The sequence below is a fragment of the Curtobacterium flaccumfaciens genome (genome assembly GCF_051548005.1).
Taxonomy (GTDB): Bacteria; Actinomycetota; Actinomycetes; order Actinomycetales; family Microbacteriaceae; genus Curtobacterium.
On the sequence record NZ_JBPUGH010000054.1, the window covers coordinates 1 to 19,202 of the forward strand.

15 protein-coding genes are annotated in these 19,202 nt (G+C 72.0%); 11 read left to right on the forward strand and 4 right to left on the reverse strand.

Features of this window, described 5'->3' with window-relative positions:
- Positions 1–61 precede the first annotated feature (61 nt).
- From tsf to ACSW7Y_RS08410, 8 genes are all read left to right on the forward strand, one after another.
- Entirely contained in the window at positions 62–889 is an 828-nt protein-coding gene (gene tsf / locus ACSW7Y_RS08375) for a translation elongation factor Ts (RefSeq protein WP_412881034.1), read from the forward strand.
- A 111-nt stretch (positions 890–1,000) separates the two neighbouring features.
- Entirely contained in the window at positions 1,001–1,720 is a 720-nt protein-coding gene (pyrH, locus tag ACSW7Y_RS08380) for a UMP kinase (protein WP_242088230.1), read from the forward strand.
- A gap of 103 nt (positions 1,721–1,823) precedes the next feature.
- Positions 1,824–2,378 carry a ribosome recycling factor gene (gene frr / locus ACSW7Y_RS08385; protein ID WP_438125842.1) on the forward strand — a complete coding sequence of 185 codons (555 nt, stop codon included), beginning with the start codon at positions 1,824–1,826 and terminating at the stop codon, positions 2,376–2,378.
- Entirely contained in the window at positions 2,378–3,370 is a 993-nt protein-coding gene (locus ACSW7Y_RS08390; protein ID WP_438125843.1) for a phosphatidate cytidylyltransferase, read from the forward strand. The genes frr and ACSW7Y_RS08390 overlap by 1 nt, the downstream gene beginning before the upstream one ends.
- Positions 3,371–3,455: 85 nt before the next feature.
- Positions 3,456–4,004: a DivIVA domain-containing protein gene (locus ACSW7Y_RS08395; protein ID WP_438125844.1), complete on the forward strand. Its 549-nt coding sequence runs from the start codon at positions 3,456–3,458 to the stop codon at positions 4,002–4,004.
- 60 nt (positions 4,005–4,064) lie between these two features.
- A complete protein-coding gene (locus ACSW7Y_RS08400; protein ID WP_438125845.1) occupies positions 4,065–5,078 on the forward strand; it encodes a transglycosylase SLT domain-containing protein in 1,014 nt (337 codons plus the stop codon).
- Positions 5,079–5,090: 12 nt separating this feature from the next.
- The gene (locus ACSW7Y_RS08405) at positions 5,091–5,393 is read left to right on the forward strand and encodes a hypothetical protein (RefSeq protein WP_438125846.1); all 303 of its coding nucleotides are present in this window, start codon (positions 5,091–5,093) and stop codon (positions 5,391–5,393) included.
- On the forward strand, positions 5,390–6,148 hold the full coding sequence (locus tag ACSW7Y_RS08410) for an alpha/beta hydrolase (RefSeq protein ID WP_438125847.1): 759 nt from the start codon (positions 5,390–5,392) through the stop codon (positions 6,146–6,148). The genes ACSW7Y_RS08405 and ACSW7Y_RS08410 overlap by 4 nt, the downstream gene beginning before the upstream one ends.
- A gap of 193 nt (positions 6,149–6,341) precedes the next feature.
- Here the strand turns inward: ACSW7Y_RS08410 and ACSW7Y_RS08415 are convergent, their stop codons facing one another.
- Positions 6,342–8,243, reverse strand: a complete 1,902-nt coding sequence (locus ACSW7Y_RS08415; RefSeq protein WP_438125848.1) for a hypothetical protein — start codon at positions 8,241–8,243, stop codon at positions 6,342–6,344.
- Positions 8,244–8,425: 182 nt separating this feature from the next.
- Between ACSW7Y_RS08415 and ACSW7Y_RS08420 the strand changes: the two genes are divergently transcribed.
- Both ACSW7Y_RS08420 and ACSW7Y_RS08425 read left to right on the forward strand, forming a co-directional pair.
- Entirely contained in the window at positions 8,426–10,162 is a 1,737-nt protein-coding gene (locus tag ACSW7Y_RS08420) for a hypothetical protein (protein WP_438125849.1), read from the forward strand.
- Positions 10,159–11,211 carry a tetratricopeptide repeat protein gene (locus tag ACSW7Y_RS08425; RefSeq protein WP_438125850.1) on the forward strand — a complete coding sequence of 351 codons (1,053 nt, stop codon included), beginning with the start codon at positions 10,159–10,161 and terminating at the stop codon, positions 11,209–11,211. The genes ACSW7Y_RS08420 and ACSW7Y_RS08425 overlap by 4 nt, the downstream gene beginning before the upstream one ends.
- Positions 11,212–11,431: 220 nt before the next feature.
- Here the strand turns inward: ACSW7Y_RS08425 and glgB are convergent, their stop codons facing one another.
- The 3 genes from glgB to ACSW7Y_RS08440 form a co-directional block, all read right to left on the reverse strand.
- Positions 11,432–14,167, reverse strand: a complete 2,736-nt coding sequence (gene glgB / locus ACSW7Y_RS08430; protein WP_438125851.1) for a 1,4-alpha-glucan branching protein GlgB — start codon at positions 14,165–14,167, stop codon at positions 11,432–11,434.
- Positions 14,164–16,164: a maltotransferase domain-containing protein gene (locus tag ACSW7Y_RS08435; RefSeq protein WP_438125852.1), complete on the reverse strand. Its 2,001-nt coding sequence runs from the start codon at positions 16,162–16,164 to the stop codon at positions 14,164–14,166. The genes glgB and ACSW7Y_RS08435 overlap by 4 nt, the downstream gene beginning before the upstream one ends.
- Positions 16,165–16,358: 194 nt before the next feature.
- Positions 16,359–18,413 (reverse strand): glycogen debranching protein, encoded by a 2,055-nt coding sequence (locus tag ACSW7Y_RS08440; RefSeq protein ID WP_438125853.1) that lies wholly within the window; start codon positions 18,411–18,413, stop codon positions 16,359–16,361.
- Positions 18,414–18,491: 78 nt separating this feature from the next.
- Between ACSW7Y_RS08440 and ACSW7Y_RS08445 the strand changes: the two genes are divergently transcribed.
- Positions 18,492–19,202, forward strand: a 711-nt coding sequence (locus tag ACSW7Y_RS08445; RefSeq protein ID WP_438125854.1) for a cysteine desulfurase family protein, incomplete at its 3' end; no start/stop codon positions are given.

The following is a 19,202-nucleotide window of genomic DNA, read 5'->3' on the forward strand; positions in this document are numbered from 1 at the left end:
GTCATGGTCCGACGCCCCGCTCCACGTCCCACACACGCAAGTCCAGAAAGGACTCCAGTCAATGGCAAACTTCACCGCTGCTGACGTGAAGAAGCTCCGTGACGACCTCGGCGCCGGCATGATGGACGCCAAGAACGCCCTGGTCGAGGCCGACGGCGACTACGACAAGGCCGTCGAGCTCCTCCGCATCAAGGGTGCGAAGGCCGTCGCCAAGCGCGACGACCGCGCCACCTCCGAGGGCATCGTCGTGGCCTCGGCCGAGAACGGTGCCGCGACCGTCGTCGAGCTCGCCAGCGAGACCGACTTCGTCGCGAAGAACGAGCGCTTCGTCGCGCTCGGCGACAAGGTCCTCGCGGCCGTCGCCGCCGCCGGTGCGACCGACGTCGCGTCCGCGAACGCCGCCGAGGCCGACGGCAAGACCGTCCTCGACGTCGTGAACGAGGCCGCCGCGCAGCTCGGCGAGAAGATCGAGATCCGCACGGTCCGCCGTGTCGAGGGCTCGGCCTTCGAGATCTACCTGCACAAGACGTCGCAGGACCTCCCGCCGCAGATCGCCGTCGTCGTCGCCTACGAGGGTGACAACGCCGCCGAGGCCCGTTCGATCGCGCAGCACATCGCCTTCGCGAACCCGACGTACCTCACCCGCGACGAGATCCCGGCCGAGGACATCGAGAAGGAGCGCGCGACCGTCGAGGCGATCACGCGTGAGGAGGGCAAGCCGGAGGCCGCCCTCCCGAAGATCGTCGAGGGTCGCCTGAACGCGTACCGCAAGCAGGTGGCGCTCCTCGAGCAGGACTACGCGAAGGACAACAAGATCTCCGTCGCGAAGGCCGCCGAGAACGCCGGCATCACGATCCAGGGCTTCGCCCGCGTCAAGGTCGGCGCGTAACGAACCCGTGACGGGGCTCGGAACCAGCATCTGGTTCCGGGCCCCGTTTTTCGCGCGCCGTCGGGTGCGCGAGTAGATTCCCACGAGACATTCGACGAAGGGTCCGACCACATGACGAACGAGAAGACCGGGCGACGCCGCGTCCTGCTGAAGCTGTCGGGGGAGGCGTTCGGTGCCGGGTCCCTCGGCGTGAACCCCGACGTCATCAGCACCATCGCCAAGGAGATCGCCGCCGCGGCGCAAGACGTCGAGGTCGCGATCGTCGTCGGCGGCGGGAACTTCTTCCGCGGTGCCGAGCTGTCGCAGCGTGGCATGGACCGCGGCCGTGCGGACTACATGGGCATGCTCGGCACGGTCATGAACGCCCTGGCGCTGCAGGACTTCCTCGAGCAGGCCGGCGCCGCCACGCGCGTGCAGTCCGCCATCAGCATGACCCAGGTCGCCGAGCCGTACATCCCGCGGCGCGCCGAGCGGCACCTCGAGAAGGGCCGGATCGTCATCTTCGGCGCCGGTGCCGGGCTGCCCTACTTCTCCACCGACACGGTCGCTGCACAGCGTGCGCTCGAGATCGACGCGCACGAGGTCCTCGTGGCCAAGAACGGCGTCGACGGCGTGTACACGGCTGACCCGAAGAAGGACGCCTCCGCCGAGAAGCTGCACCACGTGACGTACCAGGACGCGCTGCTCAAGGGCCTCAAGGTCGTCGACGCCACGGCGTTCTCGCTCTGCATGGACAACGGCATGCCGATGCACGTCTTCGGCATGGAGGGCGAGGGCAACGTCGCGGCGGCCATCCGTGGCGAGCGGATCGGGACGGTCGTCAGCAACTGATCCCGACCGGCCTGGTGGTCGGTGACCGACCCACCCGGCTCGGTGGTCAGCACCTGACCCCGACCGCTGACTAGACTCGACGCAGTACCGAAGGAGAACCACCGTGATCAGTGATGTCCTGACCGAAGCCACCGAGAAGATGGCGAAGGCCGTCGACGTCGCCAAGGACGACTTCGCGACCGTCCGTACCGGACGCATCAACGCCGCGCTCTTCCAGAAGATCCCGGTCGACTACTACGGCACGCCGACGCCGCTCGCGCAGCTCGCCGGACTGCAGACGCCGGAGGCACGCACGCTCGTCGTGACGCCCTACGACAAGTCCGCCCTCAAGGAGATCGAGCGCGCGATCGCGACGTTCCCGAACCTCGGGGCCAGCCCGTCGAACGACGGCGAGGTCGTCCGCGTGACGATCCCGGAGCTCACGCAGGACCGCCGCAAGGAGTTCGTGAAGCTCGTCCGCGGCAAGGGCGAGGACCACAAGGTCGTCGTCCGCAACATCCGTCGCAAGGCGAAGGACGACCTCGACTCGCTCAAGGGAGAGATCTCGGACGACGAGATCGCCCGCGGTGACAAGGAACTCGACGTCATCACGAAGAAGCACGTCGACCAGATCGACGAAGCGCTCAAGAAGAAGGAAGCCGAACTCCTCGAGGTCTGATGCGTCGTCACGACCAGGGCGGTGACCGTCCCACGACCCAGGAACCCGCCAAGCGGGGGCTCCGACAGGACTTCGACGCCCGAGCCCGGGCGGCGCGGTCCGACTTCGAGGCCTCCATCCAGCGGCGACGTGCCGACTTCGACGCACGCAACGAAGCACTGACGGCCCGGACCGGGCGCAACCTGCCGGCGGCGATCGGCATCGCGCTCGCGTTCGCGGTCGTCATGCTCGCGGCGCTCCTCATCTGGAAGCCCGCCTTCATGGTGGTCGCCGCGTTCCTGCTCGGTGTGGGCGTGTACGAACTCGCGAGCGCCATGCGCTTCGCGGGTCGTGACGTCCCGCGGATCCCGAGCGTCGCCGTCGCGATCGCGATCGTCCCGGCCGCCTTCATCGGCGGTCAGGTCCCGGCGCTGTTCACGTTGCTCGGCGGCATCGTGCTCATCAGTGCTTGGCGGCTGGTGGAGGTGGCGTTCGCGCGCACGAAGCCCCCGGCGGGCAACGTGGCGCGCGACCTCACGAACGGGTTGTTCGTGCAGGCGTACATCTCCCTCCTCGGCGCGTGCGTCGTCCTGCTCTCCCGCGAAGACCGCGGTCAGCTGTGGGTGATCGCGTTCATCCTCGTGGTCGTCGCGGTGGACACCGGGGCCTACGCCACGGGGCTGAACCTCGGCAAGCACCCGATGGCGCCACGGATCAGCCCGAAGAAGACGTGGGAGGGGTTCGCGGGTTCGGTGGCCGCGAGCATCATCGTCGGCATCGTCGTGAGCTGGCTGCTCCTCGGGTTGCCGTGGTGGACCGGCATCGTCCTCGGCGTCCTCATCTCCGGATCGGCGACCCTGGGCGACCTGACCGAGTCGATGATCAAGCGCGATCTGGGCATCAAGGACATCTCGTCGTTCCTGCCGGGTCACGGCGGCCTGCTCGACCGCATCGACAGCATCCTGCCGTCGGCCGCCGTCGCCTACGTCCTGTTCCTCATCGTGAACCACTGAGGCCGACGCGGCGGTGCCGGCTCCCTGAGTCCCGGCACCCGCGCGTCCAGGTCGCACCAGGGAACGGTGCTGGCAGAATGTCGCCGTGGCCACCACCTTCCCGAACGCAGAACGCAAGACCCTCGGGTACGACGTCGACGAGGTCGAGCGATTCCTCGAGGACGCGCGTCGCGCCTACACGGCGAACGACACGGAACCCGGACTCGAGGCGGCGAAGATCCGCGCGACCGCCTTCTCCATGCGGAAGGGTGGTTACTCGACGGCGCACGTCGACGCCGCGCTCGAACGCCTCGAGGACGCCTTCGCCGCCCGTGAGCGGGAGCGCGAGATCGCCGACGGTGGGAAGAAGGCCTGGTACGCCGAGGCGCGGACGAAGGCCTCCGACGTGGTCGCCCGGCTCGAGCGCCCGGACGGCCAGCGGTTCGCGCGCGTCAGCTTCCTCGGCACCGGCTACCACCCGAAGGACGTCGACGCCTTCGCCGAGCGGCTGGCCGGGTACTTCCGCGACGGCAAGCCGCTCAGCCTCACGGAGGTCCGGTCGGTCGTGTTCCGTGCGAAGCACGGCGGCTACCGTGAAGCCCAGGTCGATGCCGTCCTCGACGCCGTCGTCGAGGTCATGCTCGCCGTCCGGTGACGACACGAGGGTCAGCGGTGCTTCGCTTTCCGTGATGCTTCCGTTATCCTGGTCGGACTCATGGGCAGGCACACGGCAGACTCCAGCTCCGACCGCGATCCCCGCGAGCACCTCGACCGCACGGTCTCGGGTGAGCGCCGCGCGGCACTGAACCGAACCCGCATCGCGGGCTCCTCGGTCCTCTCCGCGGACCCGTCCCCCGGGACGGCCGCTCCCCAGACGGTGCCAGAGGTCACCGGTCCGGTACTCGTCGCTCCGAAGTCGGTCGCGGCGAACCGCGTCTCCGACGCCGCGGTGGCACACGCGGTCCCGAGCACCCCCGCCGACCCCCGCATCGTCAAGCAGCGTCGCGCGCGTGTGACGTCGTCGGCACTCCAGCCGAAGCCGGTGCACGAGAAGCCGATGCGCGGCGTGAACTCGTTCATGCGCAAGCGCGCGACGATCCCCGCGCTCTCGTTCTTCGCGGTCTTCGGGTTCGTGGGCGGCTCGCTCTTCAACCCCATGCAGCCGGACGTCGCGCAGGCCGCCGTGCAGACCGCGGTCCTCGCGAAGGCCCCGGCCGCGGCTCCGCAGCAGTACTCGCCGCACGGCACGTACGCCGCCTTCGACGCCGACCGCGACGGCTACGACGTCAGCGTCCCGAAGCCCAAGGTCACCAAGGCGCCGACGGCCGACGCGACGGACGCCGCCACCACCGACACGAGCTTGGACGCCGCGTCCTCGACGCCGGTCTCCGCCACGAACACGCTCGCCGCACCGGCCGCGACGCCCGACCCGGGCAGCGCGCAGGCGATCGCACAGCAGATGGTGACCGCCCGTGGCTGGGGCTCCGACCAGTACAGCTGCCTCGTGTCGCTCTGGAACAAGGAGTCGGGCTGGCGCGTCAACGCCTACAACCCGAGCGGTGCGTACGGCATCCCGCAGGCACTCCCCGGCAGCAAGATGGCGACCGCCGGTGCCGACTGGCAGACGAACCCGGCGACCCAGATCACCTGGGGGCTGAACTACATCGCGGGCGTCTACGGCACCCCGTGCGGTGCCTGGGGCCACAGCGTCGCCAACAACTGGTACTGATCGGCAGCCGGGGTGCCGCGGAGCAACCGGCCGCGGCGACCGCACGGTCGCGCGCCCGAACCAGACGAGGAGTCCGGCCTCGACCGCCTCATGAGCGGCTGGAAGCGGACCGAGTTCCGTCGCGGCCGTGAGTACACGGTCCAGCCGGTGTCGGCTGCGTCGGCGCAGAAGGAGTACGTCTGCCCGGGCTGCGGCGGCACGGTCCTGCCCGGCACGGCGCACGTCGTCGTGTGGCGGGCGGACGGTGTCCTCGGCGACGAGGCCGACCTGGCGTCTCGCCGCCACTGGCACAACCACTGCTGGAGCATCGCATGACCGAGCACGACGAACCGTCCGGCACCGAGCCCGTGGAGATCCGCTCCGGCACCGAACTGCCCGCACGGCGGACGGACATCGAGCTGGTCACCGACGACCACCTCACCCTCGTCGGGGAACTCGCCGAGCCGCTGGACCGCCCCGCACGGGGCACGATCGTCACCCTCCACCCGCTGCCGACCGCCCAGGGCTTCATGGACTCGCACGTCCTCAAGAAGGCCGCCGCCCGGTTGCCCGCACTGGCCGACATCGCGGTGCAGCGCTTCAACTTCCGCTCGGTGTCCTCGCCGCGCGGCACGTCCGAGGGTGTCTTCGGTGACGGCGTCTCGGAGGGCTTCGACCTGCGCGCCGCGGTCACCGACGTCGTCGAGCGGGGGCTCCCGACACCGTGGCTCGTCGGGTGGTCGTTCGGCACCGAGGTGATCCTCAAGCACGCCCTCGAACACGTGCGGACGGGTCGGGTCGCGGGCGTGGTGCTGCTGTCGCCGCCGCTGCACCGGACCACCGACGAAGAACTCGCCGCGTGGGCCGACGTCGACGTCCCGGTCGTCGCACTGGTCCCCGAGCACGACGACTTCCTGCGCCCGGACGCCGCCCGCGAACGCTTCGCGGCCGCCCCCGGCATCCGGGTGCAACCCGTCGAGGGTGCGAAGCACCTCTGGGTGGGGGAGCGGTACGTGCGCATCGTGCTGGACCGGATCGCGGACCTCGTCGTCCCGGGGAGCGCGCCGCTGCCGACGCACTGGCCCGTCTGAGCCGCGCGCGTCTGCAGGTGGCGCGCGACGTGCGCCGGATCAGTACGTCCCGCACGCGGCAGCGCGCCTGATCGCCAGGGGCGCCTGCTGACGCACGTGTACTCGGCACGGCCGCCTGCGGACGCGGACGGACCGCGCAGACGGACTGGAGGCCCGTGGCGGCGTCGCCACGGGCCTCCAGTCCGTCAGGTGGTCAGCGCGAGGCGGTGTCCTGCGCCGCATCGACGTCGTCAGCCGTGCCGTCGTCGGCCGTGTCGTCGTCGCCCGTGTCGTCGTCTGTCCGGGCGTCGGAGCTGCCGGCGGCCGCTCCCGGGTCGCCGAGCAGACCCGTCGCGTGCGTCAGCACGCCGCGGAGGTTCTCCAGGTACCCGGCGACGGCGTCGCGCTCGGTGCGGATCGCGGCGAGCCGGTCCTCGGCGTCGGCGACGATGCCAGCGGTGCGGTTCTCGGCGTCCTCGACCATGCGGTGCACCCGCTCCTGTGCGTCGGCGACGATCGTGCGCGCGTGCTCCTGCGCCTCGGCCGTGCTGGTCCGCTCGAGGTCGTCGGCCTCCTGCTGGAGCCGCTCGGCGCGCTCCCGGGCCTCGCTCGCCCGGCGGGTGGCCTCGGCGAGCTGCAGGTTCGCCTCGTCGAGGTACTTCTGCGTCTCGGTGACGGTCTCGTGGTGCTTCTGCAGGTACTCCTGCTCGGCGTCGTCCCGTCGGGCGGCGAGCTCGGACTCCAACGCGGTACGGGCGTCGTCGCGCATGCGGGCGATGTCGGCCGCGACCTCGTCACGCTCCCGGGCGAGCGCGGCGCGGGCGGTGTCGATCTCCTGGCGGAGGGCGGTGCGCTCGGCCTCGAGGGCGCCGATGTCGGCTGCGCGGCGGTCGGCGATCTCGGTGTCGAGTTCCCCGTGCTCCCGGTCACGGCGGGCGGCGAGCTCCGCCTCGTGGTCGCGGACCGCGCGCTCGTGCGTGGCGTCTGCCTCGGCACGCTCGCGGTCGATGCGCGTCCGGTGCTCGTCGAGTTCGCGGGCGATGCGGTCGGCGGTCTCCTGGACGAGGCGCTCGTTCTCGGCGCGGGTCTGTTCCTCGTCGACCCGGAGCTGCGCACGCGCCGCCTCGACCTCCTGCGCGAGCGCGGCCCGGGCAGAGGCGAGCTCGCGGTCCCACTCGGCGCGCGCTGCGGCGAGCTCCTCGGCGGTCTCACGACGACGGTCGCTCAGCTCGGCGTCGAGCTCGGCACGACGTCGGTCGACCTCGGCGGCGAGGTCGGCGCGCCCGGTCTCGATCTCGAGTGCGTGGGCGCGCTGCTGTTCGTCGCGCTCGTGGTGCCACGCGGCACGACCCTCGGTGAGCTCGCGTTCGAGCGCGGCCCGGCGCTCGGTCTCGGTCCGGTCGAGGTCTGCGGTCCGGCGGCTGTGGTCCGCCTCGAACTCGGCACGGCGGTGCTCGGTCTCGCGGGCGAGGTCGGCGGCCGCGGCCCGGGCGTCCGCGGACTCGCGCTGCGCGGTCTCCCGGAGCTCGGCGACCTCGTGCTCGACCCGGGCGCGCAGCGCGTTCGTCTCCCGGATGGCGACCGACCGGACCTCGGCGGCCTCGGTCACCGCGGCGCCCCGGACGGCGGCGCCCTCGTTGCGGGCGTCCTGCAGGAGGAGGCCGGCCTCGGCGCGGGCACGTTCGACGGTGTCGGCGGCTTCGGCACGGGCACGGGCGAGTTCGTTCGTCGCGCGGGTCCGGGCGTCGTCGAGGGTGTCGCGGGCTTCGTCCCGGGCCTCGCGCAGGAGTCGGTCGGCCTCCGCTCGGCTCGACGCTCGCAGGCGCTGGGCGTCGATGTCCGCCTGGCTGATGAGCCGGGTCGACTGCTCCTCGGCGACGCGGAGGGTGGACTCGAGGCGGGTGCCCAGGCCGCTGTACGTGGGGGTGCCGGCTTCGTCGAGTTCACCCTGGAGGTCCGAGACGCGCGACTGCAGCAGCCGGATCTCCTTCGCGGCGTCCGCGCGGTCCTTGTTCGACTTGATGAGTTCGCGTCGGAGGTCTCCGAGGGCCCGGTCCACGTCGTCGCGGCGGTACCCCCGCAGTTCCGATCCGAACTCTGCCTCGTCGTTCGCCACGTGTCGCTCCTGGTGCTCGCCGACGGACCCGTGCGGCCCGCGGCTCGATCGTAGCGTGGCCCTGACCTGGGAGTCTGAGTCGCCGGGGACCCCGCGGGGATGCACTCCACAGGGATGCTCGGTATCGTGGACCGCTGATCCGGCGCCGATTCCCCACCCCGGCGCGGTAGGGAGAGAGATCCGTGCGGTTCGTCCTGGCGATCGTCAGTTTCGTGGTCGGCCTGCTGCTGGTCGGCCTCGCGGTCGGTCAGCGCACCGTCTTCGCGCCCCCGTCCTCGCTCGTCGCCGCCTCCACGGCGAAGTCGTCCGCCCCGGTGACCGTCATCCCGGGCACGACCCTCAACGCGAACCCCGGCTACCAGGAGATCAACGTCAAGGGCTCCGGTGACGTCTTCGCCGCCTACGGCAAGACCTCCGACGTGCTCGCCTGGGTCGGTGATGCGGAGCACACGACGCTGCGCTTCGACGCCGAGGACGGCACCCTGAAGGGTCGGACGACCGGCTCCGGGACGAGCGTGCCGGACCCTGCCGGGAGCGACCTCTGGTACCAGGAGTACGACGGTGCCGGACAGTTCACGGTCCGTCTGCCCGAGGACGTCTCCGTCGTCATCGTCGGCGACGGTCAGGACGCCGCACCGAGCAACGTCTCCGTGACCTGGCCGCGGGACACCGCGACGCCCTCGGTCGGTCCGCTGCTCGTCGCCGGAGGGGTCTTCCTGCTCGGCGGGATCGCGCTGCTCGTGTGGGCGATCGTGCACCAGCGCCGTGGCCGTGGTCCGCGTCGTCGGAGCGGCGGGACGCGTCCGCCGCGCGTGCGCGCATCGCGCCGCGCAGCCGCTGCGGGGGCTCAGGTCCCGAGCCGTGGCCGTCGTGGCCGTCGGGCGTTCGTCGCGGTGCCGGTGGTGCTCGTCGGCGCCCTGACCCTCGCCGGCTGCTCCGCCGAGTACTGGCCCCAGGGCGGTGGCACGACCCCGATGCCGACGCCGACCGCGACCGGCACCGCGGACCAGACCGAGCCGGTCGCCGCGACCAAGCAGCAGATCAAGCGGATCGTCGAGCGTGTGGCGACCACCGCGCAGAAGGCCGACACCGCACGCGACGCGAAGATCGCCGCCGAGCGCTTCACGGGCGCGGCGCTGCAGCTCCGCGAGGCCAACTACACGATCCGCGCGAAGGACTCCGACGTCGACGCCCCGCCGACGATCTCCGCGGACGAGGTGTGCGTGGCGCTCCCGCAGCAGACCGACACCTGGCCGCGGACCGTCTTCGTGATCACCGCAGCGGACTGCTCGGCGAAGACCGCGGCTCCCCAGGCGCTCACCCTCACGCAGGAGACCGCCCGTGACCCGTACAAGGTCGCGTACGACGTCTCCCTCGAGGCCGACGCGCAGATCCCGACGCTCGCGCCGACCTCGGTGGGTGCCTCGCTGCTGGCGCCGAACACGAAGCTCCTGACGATCGAGCCCGACCAGGTCGCGACCGCCTACGCCGACATCCTCGCGAAGGACACGGCGAGCGAGTACGCCGACCTGTTCGACGTCGACAGCGACGCGCTGCGGTCCACGATCGGCAAGGCGTACAAGGACAAGAAGGCCAAGGCTCTGCCGGACACCGCGAAGATCGAGTACTCGTCGGAGATCCCCGACGACAGCGCGGTGGCGTTCGCCACGGACAAGGCCGGTGCGCTGGTGTCCGCGGACCTCGACGAGGTCGAGAAGGTCACGCCGACGGCGTCCGGCGCCGAGGTGAACACCGAGGGCGCCGTGAAGGCGCTCTCGGGGGTCGACTCCAGCAAGAAGGGCATCAGCGCCACGTACGGCGTGCAGGTCCTGTTCTACGTGCCGCCCGTCGGCTCCGATGAGAAGGCGGTCCTGCTCGGCTTCACGCAGGGCCTGACCGCCGCGAGTGAGGTCAAATGAGCAACATCCCCCCGACCCCGTCCGGACTCCGCGGCGCGGTCGACCTGTCGTCCCTCGTCGACCGGGCACAGCGCCCGGCTCCGGCCCCCGGTGCCACGGGGTCCGGTGCACCCGGATCGGGAGCGCCGGGATCGGGAGTGTCGGCCGGCTCCGGTCCGGCCGGCCCGGGCGCGAGCGGTCCCGCAGCGGCCGAGGGCGGCGCGGACCTGACCGTCCCGTCCCTCGTCCTCGACGTCACCGACCAGACGTTCCAGGACGTCCTGCAGCTCTCGACCGTCGTCCCGGTCATCGTCGACATCTGGGCCGAGTGGTGCGGACCGTGCAAGCAGCTCTCGCCGATCCTCGAGCAGCTCACCGCCGAGTACGACGGCCGGGTCCTGCTCGCCAAGGTCGACGCGGACACGAACCCCCAGCTCGTCCAGGCGTTCCAGGCGCAGTCGATCCCGACCGTCGCCGCCCTCATCGGCGGCCGCCCCCTCGGACTCTTCGTCGGCGCGCTCCCGGAAGCCCAGGTGCGCGACGTGTACGAGCAGGTCCTGGCCGCCGCCGAGCAGAACGGTGTCTCCGGTCGGGTCGCCGTGGACGGCGCTGCCCCGGTCGATGCCGCCGAACAGGGCGAGCCCGAGCCGGAGCCCCTGCCTCCGCACCACCAGGCCGCGTACGACGCGATCGAGCAGGGCGACTACGCCACGGCGATCCAGGAGTACAAGACCGCGATCGCGCAGGACCCGCACGACCAGATGGCCGTCGCGGGGCTCGCGCAGGTGTCGCTCCTCGACCGGCTGAACGGTCGCACCGCGGACGACATCCGGAGCGCCGCTGCCGCCGCGCCGACGGATCCCGAGGCGCAGCTCGCCGTCGCCGACCTCGACATCAGCGGGGGACACGTCGAGGATGCGTTCGGACGGCTGCTCGACCTCGTGCCGACGGTGTTCGGAGCCGACCGTGAGGCCGTGCGCGTCCGACTGGTGGAGTACTTCGAGCTCATCGGGACGGACGACCCCCGGGTCGTCGCGGCCCGGCGGCGGCTCGCCAGCGCGCTCTACTGACACGCGCTGATGCGCTGTCGCGCGCTGATGCGCTCGCGTCCGCACGCGATCGCGCCGTCACACCGCAGGAGCGACATCGAACCAGCGTCCTGCGCTGGTTCGATGTCGCTTCCGCGGTTCGACGCGTGCGGCCCCACGTGAGAACGCGCGACCACGCCCCCACACGACGGACGGGAGGCGCGGTGCCAGCTGGCACCGCGTCTCCCGTCCGTCGGTCGTGTCAGCGGGCGAGCTTCAGCCAGACGGCCCCGAGCGGCGGCACCACGAGGTGCGCCGACGCCGGACGCCCGGCCCACGGGGTCTCATCCGCGGTGACGGCGCCGAGGTTGCCCACGCCGGACCCGCCGTACTCGGTACCGTCGGTGTTCAGGACCTCCTGCCACTGCCCGGCAGCGGGCAGGCCGAAGCGTCGTTCGACCGGCACGCCGGAGAAGTTGACGAACACAGCGAGGCGGTCGTCCCCGTCCTTCCGCAGGAACCCGAGCGTCGAGTGCGGAGCGTCACCACCCTCGATCCACTCGAAGCCGTCCGGTGTCGAGTCGTGGGCCCACAGCGCCGGGGTGTCCTGGTAGACGCGGTTGAGCGCGGCGACGAGGTCCTGTACACCACGGTGACCGGGGTCGTCGAGGTGCCACCAGTCGAGTCCGCGGGCCTCCGACCACTCCTGCGCCTGGGCGAACTCCTGGCCCATGAACAGCAGCTGCTTGCCCGGGTGGGCCCACATGAACGCGAGGTACGCCCGCACGTTCGCGAGCTTCTGCCACTCGTCGCCGGGCATCTTCCCGAAGAGGGACCCCTTGCCGTGCACGACCTCGTCGTGGCTGATGGGCAGGGTGAACTGCTCACTGAACGCGTACACGAGCGAGAACGTGATCTCGTCGTGGTGGTAGCTGCGGTGCACGGGCTCCCGGCCGATGTACTCGAGGGAGTCGTGCATCCATCCCATGTTCCACTTCTGCCCGAAGCCGAGGCCGCCGGCGCTCGTCGGCTGGGTGACGCCCGGCCACGAGGTGCTCTCCTCGGCGATCATCACGATGCCCGGGTAGCGCTTGTACGCGGTGGCGTTGGTCTCCTGCAGGAAGGAGATCGCCTCGAGGTACTCGCGTCCGCCGTGGATGTTCGGCAGCCAGTCCGTGCGGGAGTAGTCGAGGTACAGCATCGAGGCCACGGCGTCGACCCGCAGGCCGTCGATGTGGAACTCCTCGAGCCAGTACAGCGCGTTCGCGACCAGGAAGTTCCGGACCTGCGGCTGTCCGAAGTCGAACACGTAGGTGCCCCAGTCGAGTTGCTCGCCGCGCCGGGGGTCCGGGTGCTCGAACAGGGCGTGGCCGTCGAACTTCGCGAGGGCCCACTCGTCCTTGGGGAAGTGGCCGGGCACCCAGTCCATGATCACGCCGATGCCGGCGGAGTGGAGGCGGTCGACGAGGTACCGGAGGTCGTCGGGGGAGCCGAACCGAGCGGTCGGGGCGTAGTACCCGGTGACCTGGTAGCCCCACGACCCGCCGAACGGGTGCTCGGCGAGCGGCAGGAACTCGACGTGGGTGAACCCGAGGTACTGCACGTGCCCGATGAGCTGGTCCGCGACCTCGCGGTAGGACAGCCCTGGACGCCACGACCCGAGGTGCACCTCGTAGACGCTCATCGGGCGGTCGTGCGTGGTCGTCTGTGCTCGCTGCCCCATCCACGCGGTGTCGCCGTCGGACCACGTGTACGAGGACGCCGTGACCACCGAGGCGGTCAGCGGCGGGACCTCGGTGCGCCGCGCGAACGGGTCCGCGCGCTCCACCCACCCGGAGTCGGTGAGGATCTGGAACTTGTACCGCTGCCCCTCGAGGGCCCCGGGCCAGAAGAGTTCCCAGACGCCGAGGTCGTTCAACCGACGCATCGCGGTCGTGCGGCCCTCCCAACCCTCGAAGTCGCCGATGACCCGGACGGCCGTGGCCCGGGGTGCCCACACGGTGAACGCGACGCCGTCGACGCCGTCGACCGTCTGCACGTGCGCGCCGAGGTGGTGCCAGAGCTGCTCGTCGCGTCCCTCACCGAACAGGTGCAGGTCGAGTTCGCCGATCGTCGGCGCGAAGCGGTAGGCGTCGTCCGTCGTCCAGGTGATGTCGTCGGTGTCGCCGGAGGGGTCCGGGTCGTAGTCGGCCTCGACGCGGTACCGGCCGAGCGTGCCCTCGGTCGCGCCGGCCCAGAGGCCGTCGCCCTCGTGCGTCAGCTCGATGTCGTCGCCGTCGGGGCGCACGATGCGCACCGCCCGGGCCAGGTGCCGGACGACGCGGATGCTCGTACCGCCGTCGACGGGGTGCGGCCCGAGGACGTCGTGGGGCTGCGACCAGCGGGCCTCGGCGACCTGCTGGCGGAGCCACTCCTCGACGGGAGCGGGCCGCGGACCGTCCGGCGAGGGAGCGGAGGTCGTCCCCGTGATCACGGGGCTCGAGCCGTCGGCGGAAGCAGCTGGCGAGCCGGCGTCGGCGAGTGGTGCCCCGCCCTCGGACGTGGGGGCGTCGGCGCCGTCGTCGACCGAGGTCGTCAGGTGGCGGGGGTGCGCCGGGTCCGGGGCGTGTCCGGCGAGCGTCGCGGACTCCGGGACACCGCGGTCGGGCGCCTCCTTCGCGGGTGCGGGCGCTCCGGGCAGGTCCTCACCGGGAGCGGACACACGAGGCTCGTACCGCGGCTCCGGAGCGCCGGAAGCGGTGGCTCCCGTCGCGGCGGCTCCCGTCGCGGTGGCTCCAGTCGCGCCAGCGGGCGCCGCCGGAGCATCGGCCGCGGGGGCCGCGACGTGCTGCGCCGGGTGCGTCGGCCGCGGGGTGTCCTCGGGCATCCGCCGTGGCAACACGGGCGGCGGCGGGGGCGGCACGGCCGGGACGCTCGGCCCCTGCCCACGGCCGGGCTGCTGCGGTGCGGGCTGCGCCGCCGTCCCGGGGTCTTTCGGCGTCTTGTCGGCGTCGGTCATCGGTGCGGTCCCTCCACGACGAGCAGGTGCACGGGCTCCTGGAAGGCGTCCAGGCGTACGTAGTTCGACGAGCCCCACACCCAGCGCTGCCCGGTGACGACGTCGCGGACGTCGAACGGGTCCTCCGTGGCGAGCCCGAGGGCGGCCAGGTCGAGGTGCACCGTGGTCTCACGGGCCGAGTGGGGGTCGACGTTGGCGACGACGATCACGGTGTCGTCGCGCCCGGAGCGGACGAACCGCCCCGGCAGGTGCTTGGAGTAGACGACGATCGCCGGGTCCTCGGCGTGGTGCACGTGCAGGTTCCGGAGCTGCCGGAGCGCGGGGTGCGCAGCACGGAAGCGGTTGAGCATCGTCACGTACGGCGCGAGGCTCGCCCCCTCGGCCTCGGCCAGGGCGAAGTCGCGCGGCTTGTACTCGTACTTCTCGTTGTCGATGTTCTCCTCGGAGCCCGGACGGGCGACGTCCTCGAAGAGCTCGTACCCGGAGTACATGCCCCACGTCGGCGCACCCGTCGCGGCGAGCGCGGCTCGCACCTTGTAGCCGGCACGGCCGCCGAACTGCAGGTACTCGGTGAGGATGTCCGGCGTGTTCACGAAGAGGTTCGGGCGCAGGTACGCGCTCGTCTCGTGGCTGAGCTCCTCGAAGTAGGACTCGATCTCCTCCCGCGTGTTCCGCCAGGTGAAGTACGTGTAGGACTGCTGGAACCCGACCTCGGCGAGCGCCCGCATCATCGCCGGACGCGTGAACGCCTCGGCGAGGAAGACGGTGTCCGGGTGTTCGTCGCGGATCTCGCGGATCACGCGTTCCCAGAACCAGAGCGGCTTCGTGTGCGGGTTGTCGACGCGGAAGATGCGGACGCCGAACGACATCCAGTGCCGCAGGACCCGCAGGACCTCGGTCACGAGGCCCTCGGGGTCGGCGTCGAACTGGATCGGGTAGATGTCCTGGTAGCGCTTCGGCGGGTTCTCGGCGGTCGCGATCGACCCGTCCGCGCGCTGCGTGAACCAGTCCGGGTGCTCGGTCACCCAGGGGTGGTCGGGGGAGCACTGGAGGGCGAAGTCGAGCGCGATCTCCATCCCGGTGTTCTTCGCGGTCTCGACGAACTCGCGGAAGTCGTCCTCGGTGCCGAGGTCGGGGTGGATCGCGTCGTGGCCGCCCTCCGCCGAACCGATCGCCCAGGGGCTGCCGGGGTCGTCCGGGCCGGGGGTCAGCGTGTTGTTCGGACCCTTGCGCGCGGTCGTGCCGATCGGGTGGATCGGCGGCAGGTAGACGACGTCGAAGCCCATCCGCGCGACCGCGGGCAGTCGCCGGGCGGCGGTGCGGAAGTCGCCGCTCTTCCAGGAGCCGTCGGCGTTCTTCTTCGCGCCCTCGCTCCGGGGGAAGAACTCGTACCAGGCTCCGACCCCCGCGCGGGTGCGCTCGACGTCGAGCAGCTGCGTCGGCGAGTGGGTCCGGAGCGAGGTGAGCGGGGCCTCCTCGACCTCGCTCGTGATGCGGGCGTCGTCGATCGCGGCGAGGCGTTCGGCGGCGTCGAGGGACGTGTCGCGGATGCGGGCCGCGGCGCGCGTGGCGGCGGGGGAGTCGGTCTCGGCGGCGAGCCGGTCGAGCAGCACCCCGCCGTCGAGCAGGGTGGCCTCGGTGTCCACCCCCGCGGCGATCTTGAGCCGGGCGGCGTGGACCCACGTGGCCCAGTCGTCGGAGTACGACTCGACGTGCCACGACCACACGCCGACGTGGTCGACCTGGACGGTCGCCTCGTAGCGGTCGGTGCCGGCGGCGACGAGGGTGAGCGGCACGGTGCGGGTGCCGCCGTCGGGGCGCTCGAGGACGAGGTCGGCGCCGATGACGCCGTGCCCCTCGCGGAAGACGGTCGCACCGAACGTGATCACCTCGCCGTCGAACGCCTTGCTCGGGTAACCGTTCGGCGTCGCGGGAGCGAGTTCGGTGATGGGGATGCGCCCGGGCTTCGGTCGCCGGGGTCGGTCTGCGGTGGCCACGGAGGCGACGCTACCCGGAAGCCGTGGCGGCGTTCTCCGGAAGGCGTGTCGTGTGGACGACGAACGCGCCCTGCGCACCTGTGGAGGAGCCGCCCTGGACGGGCCGATCCGCCGGCCTGGAGGCCCGTGGCGGGCCCGCACCGCGCCTCCCGTCCGTCGTCCCGTCGCTCCGGAAGGCGCGCGCCGCGCGCGCCCTACGCGATCTCGAACACGTGGATGCCCGGCCCGTAGGCCGTGAACACCTGCCCGGCGGGGCGGAGCCGCTCGTGGTCGCGGTGCTTTTCGCTCGACCAGGCGAGCCGGTAGCCGACCACGTCCTCCCGCACGGGCAGGGTGATGTCGCGCGTCCGGCCGCTCCCGTGCACGACCACGAGCACGCGGTCGGACGGCTCGTGCTCCGGGGTCGACTCGACGAAGTACTGCAGCGCGCGGTGGATCGGCTGGTCCCAGCCCTCCACGGTCATCGGACCGCCGTCCGGCCCGTACCAGGTCATCCGCGAGGCCCCGGGCGTCTCCTGCCCCTCGACGCCGAACCGCGTCGGCCGGAGCGCCGGGTGCGCCGCCCGGAGCCGGGTCAGTTCGGCGACGGTGTTCGTCATCGACTCGGAGTCCTCGTCGTCCGACCAGTCGACCGGGGTGAGGTCCTCCGACACGACGTACGCGTTGTTGTTGCCGTGCTGGGTGCGGCTCCGCTCGTCGCCGGCGGTGAGCATCGGCACGCCGGCGGAGAGCAGGAGCGTCCCGAGGAGGTTCCGCATGCTGCGACCACGTGCCGCCCGCACGCCCCGGTCGGCCGTGTCGCCCTCGACGCCGTGGTTGAACGAGCGGTTGTCGTCCGTGCCGTCGCGGTCCTCCTCGCCGTTCGCCGCGTTGTGCTTGCGGTCGTGGGACACGAGGTCGAGCAGCGTGAAGCCGTCGTGCGCGGTGACGAAGTTGACGCTCGCGAGCGGTCCCCGCTCGGCGCCGAAGACGTGCCGCGACCCGGTGAGTGCGCCGGCGAGCGCTCCGATCCCGGTGCTCGGGGCACCCTTGCGGCGTTCCTCGGCGATGTCGGTCAGCCAGAACTGACGGACCGTGTTCCGGAAGCCGTCGTTCCACTCGCTCGTGCGCGAGCCCGCGCCCGCGCCGCCGAACGACCCGGTGCGCCAGCCGTCCGGGCCGACGTCCCACGGCTCGGCGATGACGAGCACGTCCTGCAGGTCGGGGTGCTCCCGGATGCGCTCGAGGAGCGGGTGCGCCGGGTCGAACACGTGTCGCGCGTCACGGGCGAGCGAGGCCATGAGGTCGAACCGGAAGCCGTCGACCCGGACCTCCGTCGCCCAGTAGCGGAGGCTGTCCACGACGAGGTCGGCGCTCGACGCGACGGAGGTGTCGAGCGTGTTCCCGCACCCGGTCGTGTCGTAGTAGGCGTCCGCGTCCGCTGCCCACCGGTAGTGGTTCGCGCCGTCCAGGCCGCGCAGCGACGACGTCGGCCCGCCCGGTCCCTCTTCCGCGGTGTGGTTGTACACGACGTCGAGGACGACCTGGATGCCGGCCTCGTGCAGGAGCCGCACCATGCCCTTGAACTCGCGGAGCACGGCGGACGCGCCGGCTGCCCGTGCCGCGGGGGAAGCGTGCGCGGCGTGCGGCGCGAAGAACCCGAGCGTGTTGTATCCCCAGGCGTTCTCGCGGCCGGCGTCGCGGAGCCACCGCTCGGTGTCGAACGCGTGGACGGGCAGCAGCTCGAGCGTGGTGACCCCGAGCCGGTGCAGGTGCGCGATCGTGCTCTCGTGCGCGATGCCGGCGTACGTGCCGCGAAGGTCCTCGGGGAGGTGCGGGTTCGCCGCGGTGAGGGTCCGCACGTTCGCCTCGTACACGACCACCCGGTCGAGCGGGGTGCGCGGCGCCACCGAGTCGCCCCAGTCGAACGACTCGTCGACCACCTCGGCGGTCCACCGTGCGCCGGGCCCGGCCCCGTCGTCGAGCGGCACGATGCCCCGCGCCGCGGGGTCGAGGAGCGGGAGCACCGGGTCGAACGCGTGCCGCGGTCCGGTCGGGCCGTCGGCGAGCAGGTGGTACCGGTCTCCGGGGACGACACCGGGGACCTCGACCGACCAGCGATCACCGTCCGGGTCACGGGTCAGCGCGTGCGCACCCCTACCATCGACGACGAGCGTGAGCCCGGTGGCGGACGCCGAGCGGACCGTGAACCGGCCCCCGCCGTCGCCGAGGACGAACCCCGGCAGGGCGTCGATCGCGGTCTCGTGCATGACGACAAGGGTACGAGGGCCCACAGGTATCCTGGAAACGCCCGATCAGGGGGCACCGATCGTCGATGGGAGAGCAGGGTGACCGTCTACCTGGACCACGCCGCGACGACGCCGATCACGCCCGAGGCGCTCGCCGCGTTCACCGCTGCGCTGCAGACGGTCGGCAACCCCTCCTCGATCCACAGCGCGGGTCAGCGCGCGAAGATGCTGCTCGAGGACGGCCGCGCCGCCGTCGCGCGGTCGCTCGACGCGGACCCGGTCGAGGTCGTCTTCACCTCCGGCGGGACCGAGAGCATCAACCTCGCGGTGAAGGGCACGTACTGGGCCCGGCAGCAGGACCGTCCGCGACCCCGCATCGTCGTGGCGGCCGGCGAGCACCACGCCACGGTCGACACGGTCGAGTGGCTCGAGCGCCACGAGGGCGCGGTCGTCGACGTGGTCCCGCTCGACGCGCAGGGGCGCTTGGACACGGCCGGCCTGGAGGCACGGCTCGCCTCCGCCGACGACGTCGCCCTGGTCACGTTCCTCTGGGCCAACAACGAGGTCGGGACGCTCCAGCCGGTGCGGCGGATCGTCGAGATCGCGCACGCCGCAGGCGTACCCGTGCACTGCGACGCGGTGGCCGCCTACGGGCAGGTCCCGGTGTCGTTCCGGGAGTCCGGGCTCGACGCGCTGAGCGTCTCGGCGCACAAGGTGGGCGGTCCGGTGGGCATCGGGGCGCTCGTCCTCGGTCGCCGCGCCACGGTCGAGCCGCTCATCCACGGCGGCGGGCAGCAGCGCCAGGTGCGC